Source organism: Agrobacterium sp. SORGH_AS_0440 (assembly GCF_031453135.1).
Taxonomy (GTDB): domain Bacteria; phylum Pseudomonadota; class Alphaproteobacteria; order Rhizobiales; family Rhizobiaceae; genus Agrobacterium; species Agrobacterium pusense.
This window is the reverse complement of record NZ_JAVIYR010000002.1, coordinates 2,407,501-2,431,398: the sequence shown is the minus strand read 5'-3', so window position 1 is coordinate 2,431,398 and position 23,898 is coordinate 2,407,501. Positions and strand designations below refer to the sequence as shown.

The 23,898-nt window shown below is 59.0% G+C and carries 22 protein-coding genes, 1 pseudogene and 1 riboswitch (1 of these 24 only partly in view); of the genes and pseudogenes, 9 read left to right on the top strand and 14 right to left on the bottom strand.

Translation table 11 applies throughout. From position 1 onward, the window contains the following. Positions 1 to 2: 2 nt before the first annotated feature. From QE453_RS21195 to QE453_RS21185, 3 genes are read right to left on the bottom strand one after another with little or no spacing between them, the layout of a single operon-like run. Complete coding sequence (locus QE453_RS21195; protein ID WP_037090280.1) at positions 3 to 911, bottom strand: amino acid--[acyl-carrier-protein] ligase; 909 nt, start codon at positions 909 to 911, stop codon at positions 3 to 5. Positions 912 to 915: 4 nt separating this feature from the next. Then, positions 916 to 2,097: an acyl-CoA dehydrogenase family protein gene (locus tag QE453_RS21190; protein ID WP_037090281.1), complete on the bottom strand. Its 1,182-nt coding sequence runs from the start codon at positions 2,095 to 2,097 to the stop codon at positions 916 to 918. Continuing rightward, positions 2,097 to 2,348: an acyl carrier protein gene (locus QE453_RS21185; protein WP_003504852.1), complete on the bottom strand. Its 252-nt coding sequence runs from the start codon at positions 2,346 to 2,348 to the stop codon at positions 2,097 to 2,099. The genes QE453_RS21190 and QE453_RS21185 overlap by 1 nt, the downstream gene beginning before the upstream one ends. Positions 2,349 to 2,530: 182 nt before the next feature. Then, positions 2,531 to 2,642, top strand: a riboswitch (TPP riboswitch). Positions 2,643 to 2,736: 94 nt separating this feature from the next. Between QE453_RS21185 and thiC the strand changes: the two genes are divergently transcribed. From thiC to QE453_RS21155, 6 genes and pseudogenes are all read left to right on the top strand, one after another. Beyond that, positions 2,737 to 4,560, top strand: coding sequence for a phosphomethylpyrimidine synthase ThiC (thiC, locus tag QE453_RS21180; RefSeq protein WP_309777925.1), 1,824 nt, complete (start codon positions 2,737 to 2,739; stop codon positions 4,558 to 4,560). 1 nt (position 4,561) lies between these two features. Then, a pseudogene (gene thiO / locus QE453_RS21175) lies at positions 4,562 to 5,564 on the top strand (glycine oxidase ThiO). After that, the gene (thiS, locus tag QE453_RS21170; protein ID WP_004443639.1) at positions 5,533 to 5,730 is read left to right on the top strand and encodes a sulfur carrier protein ThiS; all 198 of its coding nucleotides are present in this window, start codon (positions 5,533 to 5,535) and stop codon (positions 5,728 to 5,730) included. Before thiO ends, thiS begins: the two are co-directional and overlap by 32 nt. 3 nt (positions 5,731 to 5,733) lie before the next feature. Further along, complete coding sequence (locus QE453_RS21165; RefSeq protein ID WP_060942423.1) at positions 5,734 to 6,507, top strand: thiazole synthase; 774 nt, start codon at positions 5,734 to 5,736, stop codon at positions 6,505 to 6,507. A gap of 88 nt (positions 6,508 to 6,595) precedes the next feature. Next, complete coding sequence (locus QE453_RS21160) at positions 6,596 to 7,600, top strand: P1 family peptidase (RefSeq protein ID WP_309777924.1); 1,005 nt, start codon at positions 6,596 to 6,598, stop codon at positions 7,598 to 7,600. Positions 7,601 to 7,603: 3 nt separating this feature from the next. After that, positions 7,604 to 7,984: a winged helix-turn-helix domain-containing protein gene (locus QE453_RS21155; protein WP_044459697.1), complete on the top strand. Its 381-nt coding sequence runs from the start codon at positions 7,604 to 7,606 to the stop codon at positions 7,982 to 7,984. Here the strand turns inward: QE453_RS21155 and modC are convergent. The 4 genes from modC to QE453_RS21135 all read right to left on the bottom strand — a co-directional run bounded on the left by modC (position 7,968) and on the right by QE453_RS21135 (position 12,174). Further along, a complete protein-coding gene (gene modC / locus QE453_RS21150; RefSeq protein ID WP_309777923.1) occupies positions 7,968 to 9,044 on the bottom strand; it encodes a molybdenum ABC transporter ATP-binding protein in 1,077 nt (358 codons plus the stop codon). The two genes, QE453_RS21155 and modC, sit on opposite strands and share 17 nt — an antisense overlap. Further along, on the bottom strand, positions 9,041 to 9,748 hold the full coding sequence (gene modB, locus QE453_RS21145; protein WP_107340349.1) for a molybdate ABC transporter permease subunit: 708 nt from the start codon (positions 9,746 to 9,748) through the stop codon (positions 9,041 to 9,043). Before modB ends, modC begins: the two co-directional genes overlap by 4 nt. A 47-nt stretch (positions 9,749 to 9,795) precedes the next feature. Next, positions 9,796 to 10,587 (bottom strand): molybdate ABC transporter substrate-binding protein, encoded by a 792-nt coding sequence (gene modA, locus QE453_RS21140; RefSeq protein ID WP_309777921.1) that lies wholly within the window; start codon positions 10,585 to 10,587, stop codon positions 9,796 to 9,798. Between the two features lie 303 nt (positions 10,588 to 10,890). Further along, the gene (locus QE453_RS21135) at positions 10,891 to 12,174 is read right to left on the bottom strand and encodes an FAD-binding oxidoreductase (protein ID WP_045533255.1); all 1,284 of its coding nucleotides are present in this window, start codon (positions 12,172 to 12,174) and stop codon (positions 10,891 to 10,893) included. Positions 12,175 to 12,303: 129 nt separating this feature from the next. Here QE453_RS21135 and QE453_RS21130 point away from each other — a divergent pair, with 129 nt between their 5' ends. Beyond that, entirely contained in the window at positions 12,304 to 13,230 is a 927-nt protein-coding gene (locus tag QE453_RS21130; protein ID WP_045533253.1) for a LysR family transcriptional regulator, read from the top strand. Positions 13,231 to 13,332: 102 nt separating this feature from the next. Further along, positions 13,333 to 13,569, top strand: a complete 237-nt coding sequence (locus QE453_RS21125) for an Lrp/AsnC ligand binding domain-containing protein (RefSeq protein ID WP_003521320.1) — start codon at positions 13,333 to 13,335, stop codon at positions 13,567 to 13,569. A 281-nt stretch (positions 13,570 to 13,850) separates the two neighbouring features. Here QE453_RS21125 and QE453_RS21120 read toward each other — a convergent pair whose 3' ends face one another. From QE453_RS21120 to epmA, 3 genes are all read right to left on the bottom strand, one after another. After that, on the bottom strand, positions 13,851 to 14,042 hold the full coding sequence (locus QE453_RS21120; protein WP_003492264.1) for a hypothetical protein: 192 nt from the start codon (positions 14,040 to 14,042) through the stop codon (positions 13,851 to 13,853). 379 nt (positions 14,043 to 14,421) lie between these two features. Further along, positions 14,422 to 15,486: a lysine-2,3-aminomutase-like protein gene (locus QE453_RS21115; protein ID WP_184288453.1), complete on the bottom strand. Its 1,065-nt coding sequence runs from the start codon at positions 15,484 to 15,486 to the stop codon at positions 14,422 to 14,424. Continuing rightward, positions 15,483 to 16,547, bottom strand: coding sequence for an EF-P lysine aminoacylase EpmA (epmA, locus tag QE453_RS21110; RefSeq protein WP_077987039.1), 1,065 nt, complete (start codon positions 16,545 to 16,547; stop codon positions 15,483 to 15,485). Before epmA ends, QE453_RS21115 begins: the two co-directional genes overlap by 4 nt. 250 nt (positions 16,548 to 16,797) lie before the next feature. On the opposite strand from epmA, the gene efp reads away from it, so the two are divergent. Continuing rightward, the gene (gene efp / locus QE453_RS21105; protein WP_004443607.1) at positions 16,798 to 17,367 is read left to right on the top strand and encodes an elongation factor P; all 570 of its coding nucleotides are present in this window, start codon (positions 16,798 to 16,800) and stop codon (positions 17,365 to 17,367) included. A 117-nt stretch (positions 17,368 to 17,484) separates the two neighbouring features. Here efp and QE453_RS21100 read toward each other — a convergent pair whose 3' ends face one another. From QE453_RS21100 to QE453_RS21085, 4 genes are all read right to left on the bottom strand, one after another. Continuing rightward, positions 17,485 to 18,930, bottom strand: coding sequence for an efflux transporter outer membrane subunit (locus QE453_RS21100; protein ID WP_022556884.1), 1,446 nt, complete (start codon positions 18,928 to 18,930; stop codon positions 17,485 to 17,487). A 149-nt stretch (positions 18,931 to 19,079) separates the two neighbouring features. Beyond that, positions 19,080 to 22,169, bottom strand: a complete 3,090-nt coding sequence (locus QE453_RS21095) for an efflux RND transporter permease subunit (protein ID WP_004443603.1) — start codon at positions 22,167 to 22,169, stop codon at positions 19,080 to 19,082. Positions 22,170 to 22,223: 54 nt separating this feature from the next. Beyond that, positions 22,224 to 23,426 (bottom strand): efflux RND transporter periplasmic adaptor subunit, encoded by a 1,203-nt coding sequence (locus QE453_RS21090; RefSeq protein WP_006699119.1) that lies wholly within the window; start codon positions 23,424 to 23,426, stop codon positions 22,224 to 22,226. 198 nt (positions 23,427 to 23,624) lie between these two features. After that, positions 23,625 to 23,898, bottom strand: the end of a protein-coding gene (locus QE453_RS21085) for a TetR/AcrR family transcriptional regulator (RefSeq protein ID WP_006699120.1). Its footprint extends 386 nt past the window's final position; the window shows 274 of its 660 coding nt (coding positions 387–660); its start codon lies beyond the right edge, outside the window; it ends in the stop codon at positions 23,625 to 23,627.

Genomic DNA, 23,898 nt, shown 5'->3' with positions numbered 1-23,898 from the left:
AATCAGCCCCAGAGTGTTTCCACGACTTTCGCAGGCCATTTCTTCACATCGAGACCATGATGCGCAAACAGCGCCAGCGCGATGCGTTCAAGGCCGAAACCGACGCAGGCGGTGTGGGCGACATCGCCATTATCGAGGTTCAGACCCCATTTCTGGCCGAAGGCGTCCTGATGGTAGTTAAAGCTCATGCAGGCTGTCGGGCTGGTCGTTGACGTGACCGGGATCAACAGTTCGAATTTCAGGTTCTGGTCGCGCTGGTTGTTGGCGAGCATCTTGCCCGCGCGGCCGAAGAATGGATCGTTGGCGACATCGATGGTGACATCGAGCCCGACGGCTTTCATCATCTCAACGCCGCGATCCATCCAGGTCTGGCGGAATTCGGTGACGTTGGCCTCAGTGCCCATGCAGACATATTCGCGCATGCGGAAAAGCTGCTGGCGGGCCGGATCCTTGGAGGGCTCGTGGCGGAAGCAATAGGACTGGATGTCATAGAGACCGCCGCCGGCAGGCAGCGCGCCGCGCTTGGCGATCGTTGGATAAAGCGGGTAGCAGGCCGCTGGCGTCAGTACGATATCGGTTGCTTTCTGATCCTTGGTCCAGTCGCCGCCCTCATCCATGGTCTTCAGCAGGCTGACATGGTCCAGTTCGCAGCCGCAAAAGGAATGGACCGTGCCGGCGAGCTGCGGGAAGCTCTTCATGTAACCGCTTTTTTCGAAATAGGCGCGGTTGATGCCGGGCGGGAAACGGATCGCTTCGGCGCCATCGGCGCCACCGGTGCGGTCGATCAGCCGCTCGAAAGCGGCAATCACGTCCTCGAACTGGCCGCTGCGTCCATAAAGACCGTCCACACCCGTTTCAATCAGCAGGCCTTCTTCGAACAGTCGATCGAGGAACGATGTTTGCATGTCCATGGTCTTATCCCAAGAGGCTGGTGTCCTGCCTGTGAACCAGCAGGAGATTGGCGGAATTGCCGAGAATACGGTCGTTGGAAATCATCAGACGGGCGGAATGCGCGTCGCGCAGATGCCGGCCGAGGCTGTAGGGCGTGCCATTCTTGTAGCCCATGATACCGCAGACCAGCATGGCGTGGTCGATGATCTCGAGAATGGTTTCCGAAGAGCAGATTTTCACATTGTTCATGGCAACCGCAAAGGCCATCGACATCAATTTTTCCGGATCGCTCTTGGTGTCCTCGTAGGCCTTGATACCGGCTATGATGTTGGATTTCACCACCTGCAGCTTGGTGGAAACCTCGGCAAGGCGGATCGCGCCGGGAGGAGCCGTTCCGGGCGACTTGCGGGCCGCGGCTCTGACAAAAGATTGGGCGCGCAGCACCGCATCCGACGCGATACCATACCAGACGGCGCTCCACAGCAGATGCGAGCTTGCAAGCATGGATTGTGCAGCGATTTCTGCGAAAGGCTTTGGGAAAATCTGCGCCGCCGGCGCTTCGCCGCGGAACAGGAAGCCGTCCGAACAGGTGCCACGCATGCCGAGCGTATCCCAAACATGGGTCTTCTCAAGCGTATACTGGTTTTTCAGGAAGACGGTCATCACCTGATCGGCGGGCGCGGCATCCTTGTGGGCGCGCGACGTAATCAGGATCGCATCGGCGTTGCTGCCGTAAGAAATGACCGTGGCGTCCTTCTCCAGCCGGCAGCTATCACCTTCGACTTCGATTGCGCAGATGGAGTTACGCAGATTGCCGCCGATGCCGCCTTCGGTGGTGGCGGAACCGAGCAGAAGCTGTTCGCCGGCGACGCGGCGCATGAAGTCCGCGTGCCATGCGCTCGCCTCTCCATGTTCCACAAGGCTCGACAGTTTGATGTGGTGCATGGCGAAAATCATCGCCGTTGCCGAACAGGCCTGCCCAAGCCGGGCGCAGATATCGGCGATTTCCTGAAGGGAGGCGCCTTCGCCGCCCAGCAGTGAGGGGACCTGTATGCCGAGCAGACGTTCCTGCCTCAATGCATCAACGGCTTCCTGCGGAAAGCGGCCGGTGACATCCACCTCGTCCGCATATTTGGCGGCAATTGCCGCTACACGGCCCGCGCGCGCGGACAGCGTTTCATCCTGCGGCGCGACGGTGACGTTCATCAGGCTGCCTCTTTACCATCGAGAATGAGTTTAACAGTGTCTTCAATGGCCTTGATGCTGGCGAAAGACTTGCGGTTCAGCAGATTGTCCGGGAATTCGATATCGAATGCTTCTTCGATGCCGAGCATCAATTGCACCGATGCAAAGGAAGAAAGGCCCGCCGCGTAAAGATCGGCTTCATCTGCAATCGTATCGACGGGGGTTGGAAGCTGGCCGAATTTTGCCAGTATTTCACGTATAGTCGCATTCATTCCGACGTATCTCCCATGAATTTCACATCAGGATGGTTTGTGCTTATGGTTACGTTGCAAACGATAATATTCGCCTAAACCGTTAGGTTAATTACAACTAACGGCAGCATGCGCCATTCCCGCACCTTTGCCAAGCATGGATCGCCGGTCTTGACAAAAGCCTGAGGGTGTTTTTTGCTGGGGCCATTCACCAGGGGTGTCCCGTCAAGGGGCTGAGATTCTGCTTTCATGCGCAGTGACCCGTTGAACCTGATCCAGTTCATACTGGCGTAGGGACGGTGCAAAGACCTGATGTCGGGCGGCGCATGGCGCCGCGTTTCGGCACACAGGTATTTTCCATCATTCCGGCTCGAACTGGGTCTCCACTGTTAAACTTTGGAGCCTCAAGATGAATATCGCTGCCAAGACTATACCGCTTGTTGTTACAACCGGCCCGCATGCCGCCTCCACGAAAATCCATAAGCCCGGAATTTTGCATCCGAATATCCGCGTGCCGATGCGCGAGATCGCGGTGCACCCGACGGCGGGCGAGCCGCCGGTGACGGTCTATGATTCCTCCGGCCCTTATACCGATCATGCTCATACAGTCCTGATCGAAAAGGGTCTGCCGCGTCTGCGTCATGACTGGATCGTCGCGCGCGGTGATGTCGAGGCTTACGATGGACGGCACGTCAAACCGGAAGATAATGGTTTCGCCACCGGTGAGCGCCTGACGCCTGAATTTGGCGTGCGTCACCAGCCTCTGAAAGCGACGGCGGGCAAGGCGGTGACGCAACTTGCCTATGCTAGGGCCGGCATTATCACGCCGGAAATGGAATTCATCGCCATCCGCGAAAATCTCGGGCGCGAGGCAGCGAAGGAGAAGCTCGCGCGTGACGGTGAGAGTTTCGGCGCGCATATTCCTGATTATGTCACGGCGGAATTTGTGCGTCAGGAAGTGTCGTCGGGCCGCGCCATCATTCCAGCCAATATCAACCACCCTGAACTTGAGCCGATGATCATCGGCCGTAATTTTCTGGTGAAGATCAATGCCAATATCGGCAATTCCGCCGTCACCTCTTCAATGGCGGAAGAGGTTGAGAAGATGGTCTGGGCCATCCGCTGGGGTGCGGATACGGTCATGGACCTTTCGACCGGCCGCAACATCCATAATATCCGCGAATGGATCATCCGTAATTCGCCGGTTCCGATCGGTACCGTGCCGCTTTATCAGGCGCTGGAGAAGGTGAACGGCATTGCCGAAGACCTCAATTGGGAAGTGTTCCGCGATACGCTGATCGAGCAGGCGGAGCAGGGTGTGGATTATTTCACCATCCATGCCGGCGTGCGGCTGCATTACATACCCCTCACCGTCAACCGCGTCACCGGCATCGTCTCACGCGGAGGCTCGATCATGGCCAAGTGGTGTCTGCATCACCACAAGGAAAGTTTCCTCTATGAGCATTTCGACGAGATTTGCGACATCTGCCGTGCTTACGACGTCTCCTTCTCGCTGGGCGATGGCCTGCGTCCCGGCTCGATCGCTGACGCCAATGATGCGGCGCAGTTTGCGGAGCTGGAAACGCTGGGTGAGTTGACGCAGATCGCCTGGGCGAAGGATTGCCAGGTGATGATCGAAGGCCCCGGTCATGTGCCGATGCACAAGATCAAGGAGAATATGGACAAGCAGTTGAAGACCTGCGGCGAAGCGCCCTTCTATACGCTTGGGCCGCTGACAACGGACATTGCGCCCGGTTACGACCACATCACGTCCGGCATTGGTGCTGCAATGATCGGCTGGTTCGGGACCGCCATGCTCTGCTACGTTACGCCGAAGGAACACCTCGGTCTGCCGGATCGTAATGACGTGAAGGTGGGTGTCATTACCTACAAGATCGCCGCCCACGCCGCCGATCTTGCCAAGGGTCATCCGGCCGCACAGGTGCGGGACGATGCGCTGTCGCGTGCAAGGTTCGAGTTCCGCTGGGAGGATCAGTTCAACCTGTCGCTCGATCCCGATACGGCTCGGTCCTTCCATGACGAGACGCTGCCGAAGGAGGCGCACAAGGTTGCGCATTTCTGCTCCATGTGCGGACCGAAATTCTGCTCGATGCGGATTTCCCACGATATCCGCGCCGAGGCGCAAAAGGAGGGGCTTGAGGCCATGGCCGCGCGCTTCAAGGACGGCGGTGAGCTTTACATGCCGCTTCCGACGCCTGCGAATGCCGAATAAAATGCACGTCCTTGTCAAGGGAACGGGGGTCGCCGGTTTGACGGCGGCCTTCGAACTGGCGCGAAGGGGCGTCGTTGTCGAGGTTTCGGAGCGCAGTGGCGAGCCTTCTCGTGGAGCGTCGTTTTATGCCGGCGGCATGCTGGCTCCCTGGTGTGAGCGCGAAAATGCGGAGGAAGCGGTCCTGACGCTTGGCAAGGTGGCGCTTGACTGGTGGGACGAGGCAACTCCCGGCCTTGTGGTTCGCAATGGCACGCTGGTCGTTGCGCCAGTACGCGACAGGGCAGAGCTTACGCGTTTCGCATCGCGGACCACCGGTTATCGCTGGGTGGATGAGGGCGAGATCGCCGCTCTGGAGCCCGATCTTGCGGGTCGCTTCCGCTCCGGGCTCTATTTCCCGGGCGAGGGGCATCTCGATCCGCGTCTCGCGCTGAAATCGCTGCATGAGCGGCTTTCTAACACGGGCGTGCGGTTCCACATGGGCATCCCTGTCGATGAACGATTGTTCGACCGGGTGGTGGACTGCACCGGAGCTGCGGCAGTGGGAGAAATTTCCAACCTACGCGGCGTGCGTGGAGAGATGCTCTACCTCGCTACCTCGGAGCTATCCCTCTCCCGTCCCGTCCGGCTGTTGCATCCGCGCATTCCGCTTTACATCGTCCCGCGCGAGTCTGGACGCTTCATGGTGGGCGCCACGATGATCGAGACGGAGGATGCCGGGGCCATTTCCGTCCGTTCGATGATGGAGTTCCTGAATGCCGCCTATGCCGTGCATCCGGCTTTTGCGGAAGCTCGGATCATCGAATCCGGCACGGGTGTGCGTCCTGCTTATCCCGACAATCTCCCCAGGGTCATGCAGGACTGCCGGACCATTTTCATCAACGGCGCGCACCGGCACGGCTTTCTGCTTTCTCCGGCCATGGCGCGGCACGCGGCTGACATCATTCGCCAAACTCTCTCAGAAGGAACAGGATCATGAAACTTCTTGTCAATGGCGACGAGCTTGATCTCGCCGCCGAGACGCTGGCCGGCCTGCTTGCCAGCCTCGAATACGAAGGCGATTGGCTGGCGACGGCGGTGAATGGCGAACTGGTGCATTCGGAAGAGCGCGCCGATTATCAACTGAAGGATTTTGACCGCGTCGAAATTCTCTCACCGATGCAGGGAGGCTGAGGCATGCTGATGCTTTATGGCCGTGAAATCTCGTCCCGTCTTCTCCTTGGTACGGCGCGGTACCCATCCCCCGCCGTGCTCGAGAATGCGGTCCGGGCCAGCAACACGGATATTCTGACGATTTCGCTGCGCCGGGAAATGGCGGGCGGCAGGAAAGGCGGGCAGTTTTTCGAACTGATCCGCGAACTGGATCGAAACGTCCTGCCGAATACGGCTGGCTGCCACACCGCCAAGGAAGCTGTGCTAACGGCAAAGATGGCGCGCGAGGTGTTTCGCACCAACTGGATCAAGCTGGAGGTCATCGGCCATCACGATACGCTGCAGCCCGATGTCTTTGCGCTTGTGGAAGCCGCGAAAATCCTCTGCGACGATGGTTTTGAGGTCTTTCCCTATACGACCGACGATCTGGTCGTCGCCGAGAAGCTGCTGGAGGCGGGCTGCAAGGTTTTGATGCCGTGGTGCGCACCGATTGGTAGCGCCATGGGACCGCTCAATCTGGTGGCGCTGAAATCCATGCGGGCGCGTTTCCCCGACATACCTTTGATTGTTGATGCCGGTATCGGCCGCCCGTCGCATGCAGTCACCGTAATGGAGCTTGGATACGATGCCGTTCTGCTCAACACGGCGGTGGCGGGGGCGCGGGACCCGGCCGGCATGGCCGAAGCTTTTGCTCTGGCGATAGAAGCCGGCCATCAGGCATATATTTCCGGACCGCTGGAGCCGCGGGACATGGCCGTTCCCTCGACGCCCGTGATCGGGACTGCGGTTTTTTCCTGATCGCGGCTCGTCGCCGACCTCAGGCGTGTCACGTTTTGCGTTGACAGTGCCTGATGGTGGCGGGATACCGGGAGAAAAGGGAAAAGGCATGGCGGCACTCACCAATCTTCTGACTGACATAGACGGCGTTTCGGCCGGCAGTGTTACCGATCTTTCCCTTGGCTCCGGTGTTACGGCGATTGTTTTTGAAAAGCCCGCCATTGCCTCAGGTTCTGTTCTGGGCGGTGCGCCTGGCGGGCGTGACACGGGCCTGCTCGACCCGGCGATGACGGTTGAAACCGTGGATGCCTTCGTGCTGTCGGGCGGCTCGGCCTTTGGGCTTGATGCGGCAGGCGGCGTTCAGGCCGGGCTGCGCGAGATCGGCCGCGGCCTTCAGGTCGGTTCCACCCGCGTACCCATCGTGCCGCAGGCGATCCTCATGGATCTTCTGAATGGCGGCGACAAGGACTGGGGTTTGCATTCGCCCTATCGCGACATGGGATATGCGGCTTTCAAGGCGGCGCGTGCGGCGCCTTTCGAACTCGGGACGGTCGGTGCCGGGACGGGAGCAACGACCGCGACCTTCAAAGGTGGGCTGGGGTCGGCAAGTGCTGTCAGTTCCGGCGGATATAAAGTGGCGGCTATTGTCGCCGTCAATGCGCTTGGCTCGGCAACCCTCGGCGCGAGCCGCCATTTCTGGTCGGCTCCGTTTGAGGTGGCGGATGAGTTTGGCGGAAGCAGTTTTCCGCAACGGTTTGAGCCTGAAAATACCGCCTTGCGCCTCAAGGGGGTCAATCTCACGGCAACGACCATCGGTACGGTGGTGACGGATGCCGCACTTACGAAAGCGCAGGCACATCGCCTTTCCATCATGGCGCATGACGGGTTGGCCCGCGCCGTTCTGCCCGCCCATTTGCCGAGTGACGGTGACACCATGTTCGCGGCCGCGACGGGCGAGAAGCCGCTTGAGCGCGGCGTTCATTTCGCCGAACTTTGCCATCTTGCCACCATTGTCATGGCGCGGGCCGTGGCGCGTGGCGTCTATGAGGCGACGGCCTTGCCGGTGGATGGAGCGCAAACGGCCTATCGCGATCTTCATGGACGGAGCCTTTAACCGATGAGTGAGACTCTTCCGCCACTGAAACCTGTCCTTCGCATTGATTTTCCGCCCGGAGAACGCCTCGGCCACGGCAAGATCGAATTGATGGAACTGATTGTCGAGACCGGCTCGATTTCCGCCGCCGGGCGGGCGATGGACATGTCATATCGCCGCGCGTGGCTGTTGGTGGATGCGCTGAACCGTATGTTTCGACAACCGGTTATCGAATCGCAGCGCGGCGGCAAACAGGGCGGCGGGGCGGCGCTGACCGTCTTCGGCACCGAATTGCTGGCGCGTTATCGCGACATGCAAACGCGGATGAACGAAGCCCTACATCAGGATATCGACTGGCTGGAGGCCAACCGCAATCCTGACGCTGCTCTCAATAGGGATCGATAGCCGCTGACTTTATGATTGCATGCACCGGTTTTCCGGGTTCCAGCTGCAACCTTTCGCGAGAGAGGTCTGTGATGCGCGACTGGATGATGTCACCACCGCAATCCACCTGAACCGTGACCATGGCGTCTTCGCTCACGGAAACGTTTGCGACACGGCCGTTGAGAATGTTGAGCGCGCTCAAGCCTTCAGGTTTTACAGTTGCAAGCATTACATCGCGTGCGGGTATGAGCACGCGCACCGGGCTGCCGCATATTCCGCTTTTTGCCGGAACGTGAAGCAGCATGGTTTTTAGCTTTACGGCGGCAAGCCCATGCCGCTCGTCGAAGCTTTCAATGCGCCCGGAAAGAATGCTGCCCGCCTCGCGCCTTTCGAGATGGGTGCTGAAATCGGGTCCTGCCAGCACCTCGGCGGCTTTTCCCTGCGTTTCCACCGTTCCGTCTTTCATAACAACGATGCGATCGGCCAGACGGGCGACCTCGTGGATCGAGTGGCTGACATAGACAACAGGGATTTTGGTCTCGTCCCGCAGCCGTTCGAGATAGGGAATGATCTCCGCTTTCCGCTGTTCGTCCAGCGAGGCGAGCGGCTCGTCCATCAGCAGCAATCTGGGTGAAGAAAGCAGGGCGCGGCCGATAGCCACACGTTGCTTTTCGCCGCCGGAAAGTTTGTTCGGGCGTCGGTGCAGAAGATGGCCAATGCCGAGCATGTCGATGATATGGTCCCGATCGGTGCCCGTGGTTTTATTCGCATTGAACCACCCGCCGTAGTTCAAGTTTTGGGCGACGCTGAGATGCGGGAAGAGCCGCGCTTCCTGAAAGACATAACCGAAATGGCGTTTGTGCGCCGGCAGAAACAGTCGTTTTTCGCTGTCGGTCAGCATTTTGCCATCAAGTGAAACCTGTCCATCATCGGGCCGCAGCAGGCCGGCGATGATGCGTATCATTGAGGTTTTGCCGGAGCCCGAGCGCCCGAAAAGCGCGGTCACTCCGCCTTCGGACGTGAATGACGCGTCAAGTTCGAAGGCGCCAAGACGGTGGCGGATGGAAACCGAAAGCGTCATTCCATGCTCATCCGTTTGCCGATTACGCGGGCCAGCAATTCCGAGACGAGCAGAGCGAGCATGGAAATCGCAACCGAAACGATTGTAAGCCGCAGCGCACCGGCGTCGCCGCCCGGGACCTGCGTGAAGGTGTAGATGGCGGCGGACAATGTCTGCGTTTCGCCCGGAATGTTTGAAACGAAAGTGATGGTCGCGCCAAATTCGCCCATGGCCTTGGCGAAAGCGAGAATCATGCCGGCGATGATGCCGGGCAGGATCAGGGGCAGGGTAACGGTGAGGAACACCCAGAGCGGATTGGCCCCCAATGTTCCCGCCGCCTCTTCCAGCTTGCGATCCACCGCTTCGATGGAAAGGCGGATGGAGCGCACCATCAGCGGAAAGGCCATGACAGCGCATGCGAGAGCTGCCCCCGTCCACCGGAAGGAGAAGACGATGCCGAACCAGCTGTCGAGAAATTGTCCGATCGCGCCCCGGCGGCCGAAGAGAACCAGCAGCAGAAAACCGGTTACGACGGGCGGCAGGATAAGCGGCAGGTGGACGATGCCGTTGAGGAGAGACTTGCCCCAGAAGCGGCCGCGCGCCAACGCCAAGGCGATGAGAATGCCGAACGGCAGGCTGGCGAGCATGGCAACGGAGGACACCCACAGGCTGAGCCTGATCGCCGTCCATTCTTCAGGGCTGAGTGTCCACCAATGCAACGCCATATCCCGTAACCGTCATCTCTTGCGGCCCCTGGGCCAGGGAAAGCAGTTTATTTCAAAACCGTAAAGCCTTGCTTTTCGAAGAAGGGCGTTGCCTTTTCGGACTTCAGGAAATCCAGATAGGCTTTTGCCGCCGGCGATTTTGCCTCCGAAAGAATGGCCACGGGATAGATGATCGGCGGATGGCTGTCTTCAGGGAACGTGCCGACGATCTTCACACCGGGATCGGCAGCCGCATCGGTCTGGTAGACGATGCCATAGGGCGCCTCTCCGCGCGAGACGAGCAGCAGGGCGGCCCGCACGCTTTCCGCGCCGGCGACCTTTTGTTCGACCGACGACCAGACGCCGAGTTTTTCCAGCGCGGCCTTGCCGTATTTGCCGGCGGGTACGGAATCCACCGCGCCCATGGCCAGGCGGCCGTCACCTACCAGAGCCCCAAGATCAAAGCCCTGCTTGATCTCGACCGGCTTGGCCTTGTCGGCGGGAGCGACGAGAACGATGCGGTTGCCTAGAAGATTGGAGCGGCTGTCAGCGTTGATCAGCTTCTTTTCAGCGACATAATCCATCCATGCCAGGTCAGCGGAAATGAAGATATCCGCTGGTGCGCCCTGCTCGATCTGCTTGGCGAGCGCTGAACTTGCGGCATAAGAAGCCGCCGCTTCATTACCACTTTCCTTCGCCCACTCGGCGTTGATGCCGTCCAGTGCGTTTTTCATGCTGGCTGCGGCAAACACCGTGACTTTTTCGGCGGCATGGGCCGGAACGGCTGCAAAGGAGGCCGCGAGGCAGAAGAATGTCACTGTGGCGATGGTTTTGAAGAAGCTGCGACGCAAAAGTCTCATGGTGTGATGCCCCGGTACGAGATATTCCTATGAATATATCGATAGGCCTATCGCGCATTCATTATATTTTCAAGGATATATCGAAGGATGACAAAATTCCCGACGCGGGGCCTTTTCCGACCTCAGTTCTCTGCTCGTCACAGGAATGCGTTAGATGAGCGTCTGCGTCACGGGAGTGTCTTTTCAGACCGACTTGCGCTGACTGAAATCCCGTGACAGCGATGGGGATGGCAAGCACACAAGAAACGGCAAAGGTCGTAATCAGATATCGGGCCCAATGTTTCTGCCGGACCGTAAGTCGGATCAAAAACGCTCGCCGGCGAAATGGGCTATCTGTGCACCTGCTTCGTAATAGGCTTCCTTCAGCGCCCTGAAGGGCTGCGCTTTTGGTTCCGTTAAAGGCAAAGGCAATTCCGCCTCGGTTATTTCACCGAGAACATGCTGTGCAATGACTTTGCCGAAGGCCGTGCCCGGTGCGATGCCGCGGCCATTATAGCCTGAAAAGCCGACGACATTTTCGGCGAATTTGTGAAAGCGGGGCACGGCATTGTCGGTCATACCGATCTGGCCGTACCATTCACACTCGAACTCGGTATCCCCAAGCTGCGGAAAAAGCCGCTTCAGCGACCGTTTCGCCCAGGCGCGGTGAATGGCGGCACCCGTGCCGCGCAGCGCCCCGACACTGCCGAAGACCAGCCGGCCAGCCTTGTCCATGCGGAAGGATGAGAGAATTTCCTTCGTGTCCCAGCAGCCCTCGCGGCCGGGGAGGATGCTTTTCTGCAGATTGTCGCCGAGAGGTCTGGTCGCGAAGTTGAAATAGGGCAGATAAATCTGTTCATCGCGAACGACCTGCCACGGTCCCGTGCTGTAGGCTTCGGTCGCCACCACGATCCATTTGGCGGTTACCGATCCGTTTGGCGTCTTCACGACCCATTGTCCGCCGTTGCGTTCGGTGGCTACCACGGGGCTATCCGTATACAGCCGTGCGCCCGCCTTCTGCGCGGCGGCGGCGAGACCGCGAACATAGGCGAGCGGCTGAATTGTGCCTGCACGCGTATCCAGAAGTGCGCCGGAATAGGCTGTCGTGCCTGTGCGTCTGGCCGTTTCCGCTGCATCGAGAACACGAACGGGCGCGCCCCTTTCGGCCCATTGTTCGCAGCGTTCGCGGATTTCACGGAGCCCTTTTTCACCAACTGCGCAATGCAGCGTTCCGTTTTTTTCGATCTCGCAGGGAATTGCGTGTTTTTCCACCAGGTCTCGCACGAGAAGTGGTGCATTGCCCAGAAGGCCGAGAAGCCGCTCGCCGTAAGTTTCGCCCAGCACGCCAGGCAATTCTTTCGGCATGACCCACATGCCGCCATTGATAAGGCCGACATTGCGCCCCGCGCCGCCGAAGCCGATTTCCCTGGCTTCGAGCAGGACGACATTCGTGTCCCGTTCGGCAAGGTGGAGCGCCGCAGATTGCCCGGTGAAACCGCCACCGACGATAACGACATCGGCAGCCACGGAGCCTTTTAACGCAGCTGTTGCGGGTGGCTGCGGCGCGGTCTTTTCCCAGAGGCCGTGCGAGCGGGGGTCATTATACATCGTTCCACCATGTCCGGGCGAGTTCATTTGGTTTTCGTATGAGTGACAAGCCCTTGTTTATAAGACTTTACAAGCCTCGCCGCCTGTTGAATATCGACATATCGTCAAGAGTTCATTCCGTGAGGGAATATGGTTCTGCCGCCTCGCCGTTTTTTGCCGTCGCTTTCGCTACTCGCGGCATTCGAAGCCGCTTCGCGCACCGGCAGCGTTACCGCGGCTGCGCGGGAGCTCGGCCTGACCCAGGGTGCCGTCAGCCGGCAAATCCTGGCCCTCGAAGAACAGCTCGGGGTGGCGCTGTTCCTTCGCGAGCGACAGACGATCCGGTTGACAAGGGCAGGGGAGGGTTATGGCCGGGAAATACGCGAAGCCCTGCGGCGCATATCGACGGCTTCCCTCAATCTACGCGCCAATCCGGATGGCGGCACGCTTAATCTCGGGGTGCTGCCAAGCTTCGGCACACGCTGGCTCGTGCCGCGCCTGCCCGCTTTTATCGCACGCCACCCGGGTATTTCCGTCAATCTTCTGACGCGGTCTTCGCTTTTCGATTTCAAGACCGATACAGTCGATGCGGCGATTCATTTCGGCTTGCCGCACTGGCCGGGTACCGAACTTGTTTTCCTGATGCACGAAAAGATCGTTGCCGTATGCAGCCCCGCTTTCAAAACGCAACACCGATTTTCAAAGCCTGATGATCTGCTGCATGTGCCGCTACTCCACATGACAACCCGACCCGATGCCTGGGAGCAATGGTTTCGCAGTCACGGCGTGGTATTCGACAACGTACACGGCATGCTTTTCGATCAGTTCACCACCATCGCCGAAGCGGCGAGCGCCGGTCTCGGTGTGTCGCTCATTCCTGCTTTCATGATCGAAGAGGAGTTGCGAAGCGGCCGACTTGTCGCGGCCGTTGCCGGCGAGGCGGAAAGCGAGGAGGCGTATTATCTCGCCTGCATGCCGGATCGCGCCGGTTACGCGCCGCTTGAAAGCTTTCGGCGCTGGATCGTTTCCGAGGCAGGAGGTGGAACCGGCGTCGAGGCCGGCGAGTTTTCTGCTTAAACCCTTGCGCGGTCTTGCAAGAACGATGCGGCTCAGCCAATAGTGCGCCGTGATGCGTGGCGCCAGAGCCGCGCCCTGAAAGTTTCAATACGGGAGATGTCCGTGAAGCCCATTTTTGTTCAGCTTCAATGCGAGCCCGGCAAGACCTATGATGTCGCCGACGCCATCTATAAAACCGAACTGGTTTCCGAACTTTATTCCACCAGCGGTGAATATGATCTTCTGCTGAAAATCTATCTTCCGCAGGAAGAGGATATCGGCAAATTCATCAATCAGAACATCGTCAATATTCCGGGCATCGTTCGTTCGCTGACAACGCTGACCTTTACGGCCTTCTGACATCAAACTTGAGAGTCAGCGACGGCCTCTCATTCTGCCCGTCCCGGGAGCCTGTCAGCTCAGCGCCTTGTCGGAACAAGGAAATGTGGGGGGGGGGGCTTAGGCGCGTTTGCGAATTTCGCAAAAACCTGCATAGGCAGACCTATTAAAGTGGAAGGCGGTGTCTTGCAGGCAGGACTGTCAGCCAAAGGAAAAGCGCGCCGCCGGCCCACAATGTCGGGTCCGATATGGGGCGCGCTTTGGTTTTGACGGTTTTGTAAGCGGGCGATGGCTTTCGCGCATCAGGCCACCGCGGCCAGGTTCCGATTACGCACGAGGTCGCGAATCGCGATCCGCACATCGTCCGCACTGTCGAACTTCTGCTCGTCCAGATCGTGAACGTGGAACTTCACCGCAATAAACTTCAGCCGGTCGTTGTCCGGGATGACGATGCCGACGGGCTCGCCGGCGAATTCAATAACTTGCTTCTGCATAGATAAACTCCCGCTGTGGCTACTTCTCACAGCATGTTGTCGAACTGATTTTCAGGAAATTGAGACTGTTAAGTCACATTCGACAGCAGCGGGAACACGTGGATTTAAATCCAGCATTCCAGGATTCAAGACCAAGGATTGCGTTGATGCGATTGTATTTTGACATGACACACTCCCTGTATTGGTGTTGATCCGGAATCAGGAGACTCGTTCTCCAGTTCCACACTGATAATCCAGACCAGCACTAAAATCAATGCTGATTGTTATAGGTAGAATATTTTTCTTTATGATGACAGGAGAGGGGCGGAATTGTGAAATTTTTGTTTCCGCTCGGGGCCGGCCTCAAAAGGCCCGGCGCAACGGGCTTTTTTAGCTTTTTTTAATCGCGTCCGGATGGCTGCGGCGGATAAATATGATCGTTTCCGTTGAAGTCAGATATTGAAAAACGGCCGTCCCGGGTCTTTTCAGCCGCATTTCCGCCAATGGGCGCCTTGCCGTGGCCGCCGGGTATGTCGAGAACATAGGTCGGTTGGCAGAGACCGGAGATGCGTCCGCGCAAGGCAGACACGATTCGCTGCCCTTCTTCTATCGACAGGCGGAAGTGGCTGGTGCCGGGCGCCAGATCGGGGTGGTGAAGATAATAGGGCTTGATGCGGGTCTCGACGAATGCCCGCATCAGTTCGGCAAGAATCGCCGGATCGTCGTTGACACCTTTTAAAAGCACGGTCTGGCTGACCATGGCGATCCCCGCATCAATGAGGCGTGCCGAGGCTAGTCTTGCGGTCTCGCCGAGTTCCCGCGCGTGATTCGCATGCAGGGCAATATAAGTCGTCTTGCCGCTGGATTTCAGCGCGTCGATCATCGCTTCATCGATGCGATCGGGATCGACTACGGGCACACGGGTGTGGAAGCGGACGATCTTCACATGCGATATGTCTTTCAGTCGTTGCATCAGATCGAAAAGTCGCCGCGGGGAGAGCACCAGTGGATCGCCGCCGGTGAGGATGACCTCCCAGATCGCCGGGTTCGCCTTTATATAGTCGAATGCGGCGTCCAGCTGCTGCGGGCTCATCATGCCATTACCCTGCGGCCCGACCATTTCACGGCGAAAACAGAAACGGCAATAAACGGGGCATATATGCACCGCCTTTAAAAGAACCCGGTCCGGATAACGGTGAACGATGCCATGCACGGGGCTATGGGCGTCATCGCCTATCGGATCCTCCCGCTCTTCGGCAAGATGGATAAGCTCGGCCGCATCCGGCACGAACTGCCGGGCGATGGGATCGTTTGGATCGCCGATGTCGATCAGTTCGGCAACCGCTGGCGTGATAGCCAGTGCGTAACGCTGCGTGACCGGCCGCAGGCTGTCGAGTGCGCCGGCTTCGATCAGCCCTGCTTCCAGCAGTGCCTCCGGTGTCTTGATGGTCTCAGAGCCTGTCATCGTCCGTATTCCGCAACCGGGGCCCACATGACGAGATCGATGCGGGGTGCGCCTGTGGCCAGCATCACCAGCCGGTCGAAACCCAGAGCTATGCCGCTTGCCGGCGGCATGATGGCGAGCGCAGCCAGAAAATCCTCGTCCAGCGGATAAGTCTCGCCATACACGCGCTGCTTTTCCGCCATCTCCGTTTCAAAACGCCGCCTCTGCTCGGCAGCGTCGGTCAATTCACCGAAGGCATTGGCAAGTTCCACGCCGCAGGCATAAAGCTCGAAACGTTCCGCCACGCGCGCATCCCTCGGGGATCTGCGGGCGAGGGCTGCTTCGCTTGCCGGATATTCATCGAGAATTGTTGCGCGTCCGAAGCCAAGTTCCGGCTCGACCCGTTCGACGATGACACGGCTGAACATATCCGCCCAGGTATCATCCTCGGCCACCCGGATGCCGGCACTGGCGAGGCTTGCGGCAAGGTGCCGGCTGTCGGTCTCGCCGTCTCCGCTGATTGTGGCCAGAAGGTCGATTCCGGCATAGCGTTCGAAGGCCTCAGCGACACTCAGGCGTTCGGGCTCGAGAAAGGGATCAACGCTGCGCCCGCGATAGGAAAAATGTTTCGTACCCGTGGTTTCGGCCGCGAGAGCGAGAAGACTGGCGCTGTCCTTCATCAGGCTCTCATAGGTTTCGCCTGCGCGATACCATTCCAGCATGGTGAATTCGGGGTGGTGCAGCGGGCCCCGCTCCCGGTTCCTGTAGACATGGGCGAAACAGGAGATGCGTTTTTCACCCGCGGCAAGCAGCTTCTTGCAGGCGAATTCCGGAGACGTGTGAAGATAAAGCGGCACGGCGTCGCCGCCCGGCGTCACGCCTTCAGTGGCAAATGCGTGGAGATGTGCCTCGTTGCCTGGCGAGATCTGCAGGGTGGCGGTATCGACCTCCAGAAAATCGGCGCGGGCGAAATAGCCGCGAAAGGCCGACTGGACGGCGTTGCGGCCAAGCAGGAAGGCGCGACGGTCGGCATGGACGTCGGGCGTCCACCATGGCGACATTGTTTCGTTGCTTGCGCGCATCGTTCTTTGTTTCCGTCTTCTGTCCCGCCCCGGATTGCGGATAAACAGGCTGCAAAACACCTGGTTGCGTTATTTAAAGCGGTTCCGGGGCGAAAACCGCTAGGTACTCTTCCGCGAATTGCTGTAGAAGGCTGGCAATCCGTGCGGATTTAAGGTAGTTGCGCCCCAGAAAAAAGACAAAACGTCTGCCGGGGCTGGTGCTGCCGCGCAGTCCTTTACGACGCATTTCATCGAGTTACAAGGAAGTCATATGGTCAAGGTTATCGCCTCATCCGTCCGCAAGGGCAATGTTCTCGACGTGGACGGCAAGCTTTACGTCGTTCTCACCGCGCAGAACTTTCATCCCGGCAAGGGCACGCCGGTCACGCAGGTGGACATGCGCCGCATCGTCGATGGCGTGAAGGTCTCCGAGCGCTGGCGCACCACCGAGCAGGTCGAGCGTGCTTTTGTTGAAGACCTGAACTTCCAGTTTCTCTATGAAGATGGCGAAGGCTTCCACTTCATGAACCCTGAGAATTACGATCAGGTCGTGGTGGATGCGGAGACGATGGGTGACCAGAAGGCCTATCTTCAGGAAGGCATGACCTGCGTTCTTTCCATCCACGAAGGCAATCCGCTGGCTGTCGAACTGCCGCGCCACGTCACGCTTGAGATCACGGAAACCGAGCCGGTCGTAAAAGGCCAGACGGCGTCTTCTTCTTACAAGCCCGCCATTCTTTCCAACGGTATCCGCACCATGGTGCCGCCGCATATCGATGCCGGCATTCGCGTGGTCATCGCGACGGAAGACAATTCCTACGTCGAGCGCGCCAAGAACTGATCCTGGCGATCGAGTAGACAAAAAAGCACCGGTTTCCGGTGCTTTTTTTATTCCATGCCGCGAACAACAAAAAGCCCGCGTCGAGACGCGGGCTTTTTTGTCTTTTCGGGCTGTTGATTACATGCCTTTGGCCGCCGTAACGGTCGGGCCTGCCGGTTTCTTCGGCGCGGTCGTCTGGCCAAAGGCATAACCGCCGCCCAGCGCTACGTTCAGCGACACATAGTCCTGCGCGGTCTGCTGGATCGCCGTGGCAAGGCTTGCCTGTGCGGCGGAAACCTGACGCTGCGCATCGAGAACGTCGAGCAGCGAAGAGGCACCGTCGCGGTAGCTGGCGGTCGAGAGCTGCAACGCTTCCTGGTAGGAAGCGACCGTCTTGCGCAATGCGTCGGCGGTGCGCTGGTCGCGATTGACTGCGGCAAGGGCGTTTTCAACCTCTTCGACGGCGTTGAGGACCGTCTGCTTCCATGCGAGATATTCTTCGCGCGCCTGCGAGTTGGCGAGGTCGATATTGGCGCGAATGCTGCCGCCATCGAGGATCGGAAGAACAAGGCTCGGGCCGAAGGACCAGCTGTTTGCCGTACCTCTGTTGCCGCCGCTGACAAAGTTGTAGCTCGGGGTGATGGCGCCGCCGAGTTCAATGCTTGGATAAAGCTGCGATTCGGCAACGCCGATCTTTGCCACTGCTGCCGCAAGTTCACGCTCGGCGACACGGATATCCGGACGGTTGCGAATGAGATCTGCCGGAATGCCGGTGCGTGGCACACTGCGGGCCACGGGCTGACGCGCGCCCTTCTGCAACTCGGCGATCAGCGACGAAGCTGGCAGGCCGAGCAGCGTGGCGATGCGGTGCGCCGCCTTGCGGAAGTTGGTTTCGAGGCCCGGTATGTCGGACAGGGTGGAGTTGACCAGACCTTCGGACTGGACAACGTCGAGCCGCGAAGCCGCACCGGCTTCAAGCTGAAGCTTGGTCAGATCCAGTGTTTCACGGCGGGAAGCCAGGTTATGGCGGGCGATCGCCAGACGCTCCTGATAATAGCGTACGTCGATGTAAGCCGAGGCAACCGAGGAAATCAGCGTCAGGCGCTGAACGTCGACGCTTGAATAAGCCGCATCGAGCGATGCATTGGCGCTTTCCGTGGCGCGACGGTAGCGGCCGAAGAGATCGAGCAGCCAGGAAACGCTGAGGCTGCCGGAAGAGACGTTGGTAACAGGAACGTCGCGGTAGCTGCCCTTCGTTTCGCTGGTCGTGTGGCTGCCATTGGCGGTCAGGCTGGGCAGGCCGCCTGCGCCGGCTGAAATCACGTTGGCTTCAGCCTGGTTGATACGCTCTATGGCCTGCATCACCGTCAGGTTCTGCTTCAGGCCGGTAGCAACATAACCGTTCAGGCGGCTGTCATTGAAGGCTGTCCACCACGCAACGGTGCTGATGTCGCCGTTACTGGTTTTTCCGGCTTCCGCAAACTTTCCCGGCAATTGGATTTCCGGTGTCTTGTGGTCGGGTCCGACAACGCAGCCTGAGAGCAGCAGCATTGTCAGGGGAAGAGTAGCGCGAATAGACAGCATATAATTTTCCCAATTCTCTGGTTGGCTTACCGAGCGCGGCTTGGTGAAAAATGGGCTGCGCGGTCGATCTGCCGTAGAAACGTGCAATTGCCAAATCGGCAACATTTCTAGCAGCGTATTAACGGTTGGCACAGCCCATTTTTGTTTTGTTAACGCCTTGAAAGGCGACGAATGATGACGAAAAAGGACGGAACGAAGAAAATTCCGAGCAGTGTTGCAGAAAGCATACCACCCAACACTCCAATCCCGATTGCATTTTGGGCGGCTGAACCCGCACCGGTTGCGATTGCGAGAGGCACAACACCGAGGATGAAGGCCAGCGATGTCATGATGATCGGCCGCAGGCGCAGCTTCGCGGCCTCCAGTGTCGCTTCCATGAGACTCAGCCCGTGCTCCTGTCTCTCCTTGGCGAATTCGACGATCAGGATCGCATTCTTTGCCGCGAGGCCGATGGTCGTCAGCAGGCCCACCTTGAAGTAGACGTCGTTCGACTGGCCGAAGAAATGCGCCGCGGCCAAGGCGCCGAGGACACCCACCGGCACGGCCATGATGACGGAGAAGGGGATGGACCAGCTTTCATAAAGTGCGGCAAGGCAAAGGAACACGATCAGCACCGAGAGCGCATAGAGCATCGGCGCCTGTGAGCCGGAAAGGCGTTCCTGATAGGAGATGCCCTGCCACGCGACCGTGTAACCGCCCGGCAGGCTCGCCGTCAGCCGTTCCATCTCGTCCATGGCATCACCGGAGGCTACGCCGGCGCCGGCAGTGCCTTCGAGCGAGATGGCGCCCGTGCCGTTAAAGCGCGCCAGAGACGGAGGAGCGTTGATCCATTTCACCTCGCTGAAGGAGGAGAATGGCACCATCTCGCCGCTGGTGTTGCGGGCATACCAGAACTTGAGATCGTCCGGCTGCATGCGGTAAGGCGCGTCGCCCTGGACATAGACGGGCTTGAGTTCACCGTTGAGGGTGAAGTCATTGACGTCACGGCCGGCGAAGATCGTCGACAGCATCAGATTGACAGAGGAAAGATCGACACCCATTGCCCCCATCTTCTCCTGATCGAGGATGATCTTCATCTGGGTTTCGTTGTCCTGGCTGTCGCTTCGAAGCGAGCTGATCTTCGGATTGCCGGTGGCAAGCGCAATCAATTCCTTGGACGAAGCGGTCAGGGCGTCGGTGCCGTTGCGGCCGCTATCCACGAGATACATCGAGAAGCCGCTCGATGTACCCATGCCCTGAATGGCCGGCGGCAGAAGCGGGAAGACCTGGGCATCGCGGAAACCGAAGAAGGTGCCCATGGCGCGCTGGACGATGGCACCCGCGTGCTGGTCGGGAGCCGTTCGCTCGGCGAAATCCTTGAGTTTGGTGAAGACGATGGCGTTGTTCTGGCCCGAACCACTGAAGCTGAAGCCGAGAACGCCGAAAACCGATTCGACATTGGCGGCTTCCTTTTCGCGGAAGTAGTTTTCAACCTGCTTCACCACCTCATTGGTTCGCTCGATATTCGAACCGGTCGGCGTCTGGATGATGGTCAGGAGCACGCCCTGGTCTTCCTGCGGCAGGAACGAGCTGGGGAGCTTGCTGAAGAACCAGACGCAGCCGCCGATGACGATTGCGAAGATGATCATGACGCGCAGGGGCCGCTTCAGCAGATAACCGATGGAGGACACGTAGCCGTCCGTCGTCTTGCCGAAGCCGCGGTTGAACCACGCGCCCGGCCCGCGCTGCTTCTTGTGATGGTCGATCGGCTTCAGCATGGTGGCGCAGAGCGCCGGCGTCAGCACGATGGCGACTACGGCCGAAAGCAGCATGGCCGAAACGATGGTGATCGAGAACTGGCGGTAGATGATGCCCGTCGATCCGCCGAAGAAGGCCATCGGAATGAACACGGCGGTGAGCACAAGCGCGATACCGATGATGGCTCCGGTGATCTCACCCATCGACTTCTCGGTGGCCTCGACCGGCGACAAACCCTCCTCCGACATGATTCGTTCGACGTTTTCGACAACGACGATGGCGTCATCAACGAGCAGACCGATGGCCAGAACCATGGCGAACATGGTGAGCGTATTGATGGAATACCCGGTGAGCGCGAGAACGCCGAAGGTGCCGAGAAGCACGACCGGCACGGCGATCATCGGAATAAAGGTGGCTCTGAGGTTCTGCAGGAACACCAGAAGCACGACGAAGACGAGGATGATCGCCTCGATCAGCGTATGCACCACCTTTTCGATCGACAGTTTCACGAACGGCGTCGTGTCATAGGGATATTCGATCGCGACGCCTTCAGGCAGCGAACCTTCGACGTTGGTCAGGGCAGCTTTTACACGCGCCGCCGTGTCGAGCGCGTTGGCACCCGTGGCAAGGTTGACGGCGAAACCGGCCGAAGGACGGCCATTGGAGCGGGAATCGCCGCCATAGGTTTCCTGGCCGATTTCAATACGGGCAACATCGCTGAGGCGGACGGTTGCGCCATCCTTTTCGACTTTCAGGATGACCGATTCGAAGTCGGCGACAGTGGTGAGCTGGCTCTGCGCCGTCACCGTCACGTTGAGCTGCTGACCCTTGACGGCGGGAACGGCACCGAGCGAACCGACCGAAACCTGGGTGTTCTGGCTTTCGATGGCGCCGGTGACGTCTGCGGTGGTCAGCTGGTATTTGTTGAGCTTGAAGGGATCCAGCCAGATACGCATCGCATATTCGGAGCCGAAGACATTGATGCTGCCCACGCCTTCCAGGCGCTTGATCTGGTCTTCGACACGCGAGGAGAAGACGTCGCCGAGATCGGCCGAATTGCGCTTGCCGTCGGTGGAGATCAGTGCACCAACCATGAGGATGCTCGATGTCGAGCGGCTGACCTGGATACCCCGCTGCTGCACGGTATCGGGCAATTGCGACTGGACAAGCTGCAGCTTGTTCTGCACCTGAACCTGCGCGATGTCAGGCAGGATGCTGTTACCGAATGTCAGCGTCACTTCGGAACTGCCGGTCGAGGACGACGAGGTCATATAGGTGAGGTCATCGAGGCCGGTCATGCCGTCCTCGATGATGGTTGTCACCGATTTTTCCACGGTCTCGGCGCTGGCGCCATTGTAGGTCGCGCTGACGCGGACCGTTGTCGGTGCAATGTCGGGATATTGCGAAATGGAAAGAGTCCAGATCGCAAGGGCGCCGCCCAGCATGATGACGATGGCGATAACCCATGCAAAAACGGGGCGCCTGATGAAGAAATGGGCCATGGCAGTCCTTGCCTTACCTTTTACGAGCTTCGACCGGAGGTCTCGCGCTCATGCTTATTTCGAAGGCGCGGCGGCAGGCTGAGCCTGCTGCGGCACAACGACGATACCCCGATCGTCAATGGTCACTTCCACCGGCGCCACGGTTGCGCCGTCCGCGATCCACTGGAAGCCGTCGACAATGAGCTTGTCGCCATCCTTGACGTTTTCCGTCACCAGCCAGGCGTTGCCCGACTGCTGGCTGGAAGGGAAGGTGCGGGTTTCCACCTTGTTTTCCGCCGTCACGAATTTTGCCGTCAGCTCGCCATTGGCGTTGCGGCTCGCCGCGCGCTGCGGGATACGGAAGCCCTTTTCCTTGCCGATGGTCAGCGTGGCGCGAACATAGGTGCCGGGAAGCAGGAGATCGTCCGGATTATCGAAGAGGGCGCGGATGGAGAAGGTGCCTGTCGTTTCGCTCACCGCCATGTCAGACATGTCGATCTTGCCGTCATGCTTATATTCGGTGCCATCTTCCAGTGTCAGATGAATGCCGGTCTCTTTCGTGTCGCCACCAAGCTGACCGGACGATATCGCCTTTTTCAGACGCAGGAGATTGGTGCTGGATTCCATCAGGTCGATGTAAATCGGATCGATGCGACGAAGCGTCGTCAAAGCGGTCGTCTGGTTCGCGGTCACCACGTTGCCGATGCTGAAGGCCGTTGCGCTGGTAATGCCGTCGAAGGGTGCACGGACCTTCGTGAGATCGAGATTGATCTCCGCCGTTTCCAGCGCCGCCTTGGTCTGCGCCACATCGGCCTGCGCCTGCAGCAGCGTCACCTTGGCGTTTTCATATTCGATCTGGGTGGCACCGCTGTTAACCAGCCGTTCGTACCGGGCAAGGTTGGCTTCGGCGCTCGGGACACTCGCTTCCGCCTTCGCCACGTTTGCCTTGGCCTGCGCCACTTCCGCCAGATAGGTATTGTCTTCGATCTGGTAGAGAACGTCGCCCTGCTTCACCTCGCTGCCTTCCTTGAAGGGAATTTCACGGATGATGCCGGTGACCCGCGGCCGGATTTCAGCCGTCTGGAACGCGCTGGCGCGGCCGGGCAGAACAGTGGTCAACGGATATTCGCTGGTCTTCATCAAAATGACGCTGACCGGAGACGGCGGACGCGCTGCGCCCTGGGCGGCGTTCTGGCTGCTTTCGCCGCCATCGCTGCAGCCCGCCAGAATCGCGGTCACACACAGAGAAGCAAGTAGGGGTAAAATACGTCGGCTCATTGTTCTTCCCTGCGTATCGATCGCATTCAACTATAAGCGCAATGTCGCTCGGCGGATGCGCGTCCGGAGACAGATACGACAGGCGAAGGCCTTGGAAGGGACCCGATTCGCTTATTCTATCCGGACCGCATGCGCATAGAAGCGCAGGCTTTTGCGCTTCGCAAGCAACTGCGAGAAGGTGACGTAAATTGGGAATCGTCACTTAGCAAGCGGATTGCGCAATCCCGCATCGACTAAATCGACGAGTTGATCGCAACGTGTTGCCAAATTGCCGATATCTTCCCGCGCAATCAGGACGGGATGAATGACGCTGGTCAGCGCATGGAGCACGGTTTCCGCCAGAGGAGAAACATCCGTGGCGGTATAGATTCCGGCTTCGATCCCATCCTGAATGATCTCGCCGAGCAGCTTCACGATGACGGACTTGTAATAGTCTCCGCACTTCATGTCCTGCTTGGCGGTCATCAGGATC

Coding starts and splice junctions, on each gene's coding strand:
- modC (WP_309777923.1), bottom strand. CDS start 9,044: ATGACGCTTTCGGTTTCCATCCGCCACCGTCTTGGCGCCTTCGAACTT.
- QE453_RS21165 (WP_060942423.1), top strand. CDS start 5,734: ATGCTGATGCTTTATGGCCGTGAAATCTCGTCCCGTCTTCTCCTTGGT.
- QE453_RS21195 (WP_037090280.1), bottom strand. CDS start 911: ATGGACATGCAAACATCGTTCCTCGATCGACTGTTCGAAGAAGGCCTG.
- QE453_RS21135 (WP_045533255.1), bottom strand. CDS start 12,174: ATGTATAATGACCCCCGCTCGCACGGCCTCTGGGAAAAGACCGCGCCG.
- QE453_RS21120 (WP_003492264.1), bottom strand. CDS start 14,042: ATGCAGAAGCAAGTTATTGAATTCGCCGGCGAGCCCGTCGGCATCGTC.
- QE453_RS21090 (WP_006699119.1), bottom strand. CDS start 23,426: ATGAGCCGACGTATTTTACCCCTACTTGCTTCTCTGTGTGTGACCGCG.
- QE453_RS21190 (WP_037090281.1), bottom strand. CDS start 2,097: ATGAACGTCACCGTCGCGCCGCAGGATGAAACGCTGTCCGCGCGCGCG.
- QE453_RS21130 (WP_045533253.1), top strand. CDS start 12,304: ATGGTTCTGCCGCCTCGCCGTTTTTTGCCGTCGCTTTCGCTACTCGCG.
- QE453_RS21095 (WP_004443603.1), bottom strand. CDS start 22,169: ATGGCCCATTTCTTCATCAGGCGCCCCGTTTTTGCATGGGTTATCGCC.
- QE453_RS21155 (WP_044459697.1), top strand. CDS start 7,604: ATGAGTGAGACTCTTCCGCCACTGAAACCTGTCCTTCGCATTGATTTT.
- QE453_RS21100 (WP_022556884.1), bottom strand. CDS start 18,930: ATGCTGTCTATTCGCGCTACTCTTCCCCTGACAATGCTGCTGCTCTCA.
- thiC (WP_309777925.1), top strand. CDS start 2,737: ATGAATATCGCTGCCAAGACTATACCGCTTGTTGTTACAACCGGCCCG.
- thiS (WP_004443639.1), top strand. CDS start 5,533: ATGAAACTTCTTGTCAATGGCGACGAGCTTGATCTCGCCGCCGAGACG.
- modB (WP_107340349.1), bottom strand. CDS start 9,748: ATGGCGTTGCATTGGTGGACACTCAGCCCTGAAGAATGGACGGCGATC.
- epmA (WP_077987039.1), bottom strand. CDS start 16,547: ATGCGCGCAAGCAACGAAACAATGTCGCCATGGTGGACGCCCGACGTC.
- QE453_RS21185 (WP_003504852.1), bottom strand. CDS start 2,348: ATGAATGCGACTATACGTGAAATACTGGCAAAATTCGGCCAGCTTCCA.
- QE453_RS21160 (WP_309777924.1), top strand. CDS start 6,596: ATGGCGGCACTCACCAATCTTCTGACTGACATAGACGGCGTTTCGGCC.
- QE453_RS21115 (WP_184288453.1), bottom strand. CDS start 15,486: ATGACAGGCTCTGAGACCATCAAGACACCGGAGGCACTGCTGGAAGCA.
- modA (WP_309777921.1), bottom strand. CDS start 10,587: ATGAGACTTTTGCGTCGCAGCTTCTTCAAAACCATCGCCACAGTGACA.
- efp (WP_004443607.1), top strand. CDS start 16,798: ATGGTCAAGGTTATCGCCTCATCCGTCCGCAAGGGCAATGTTCTCGAC.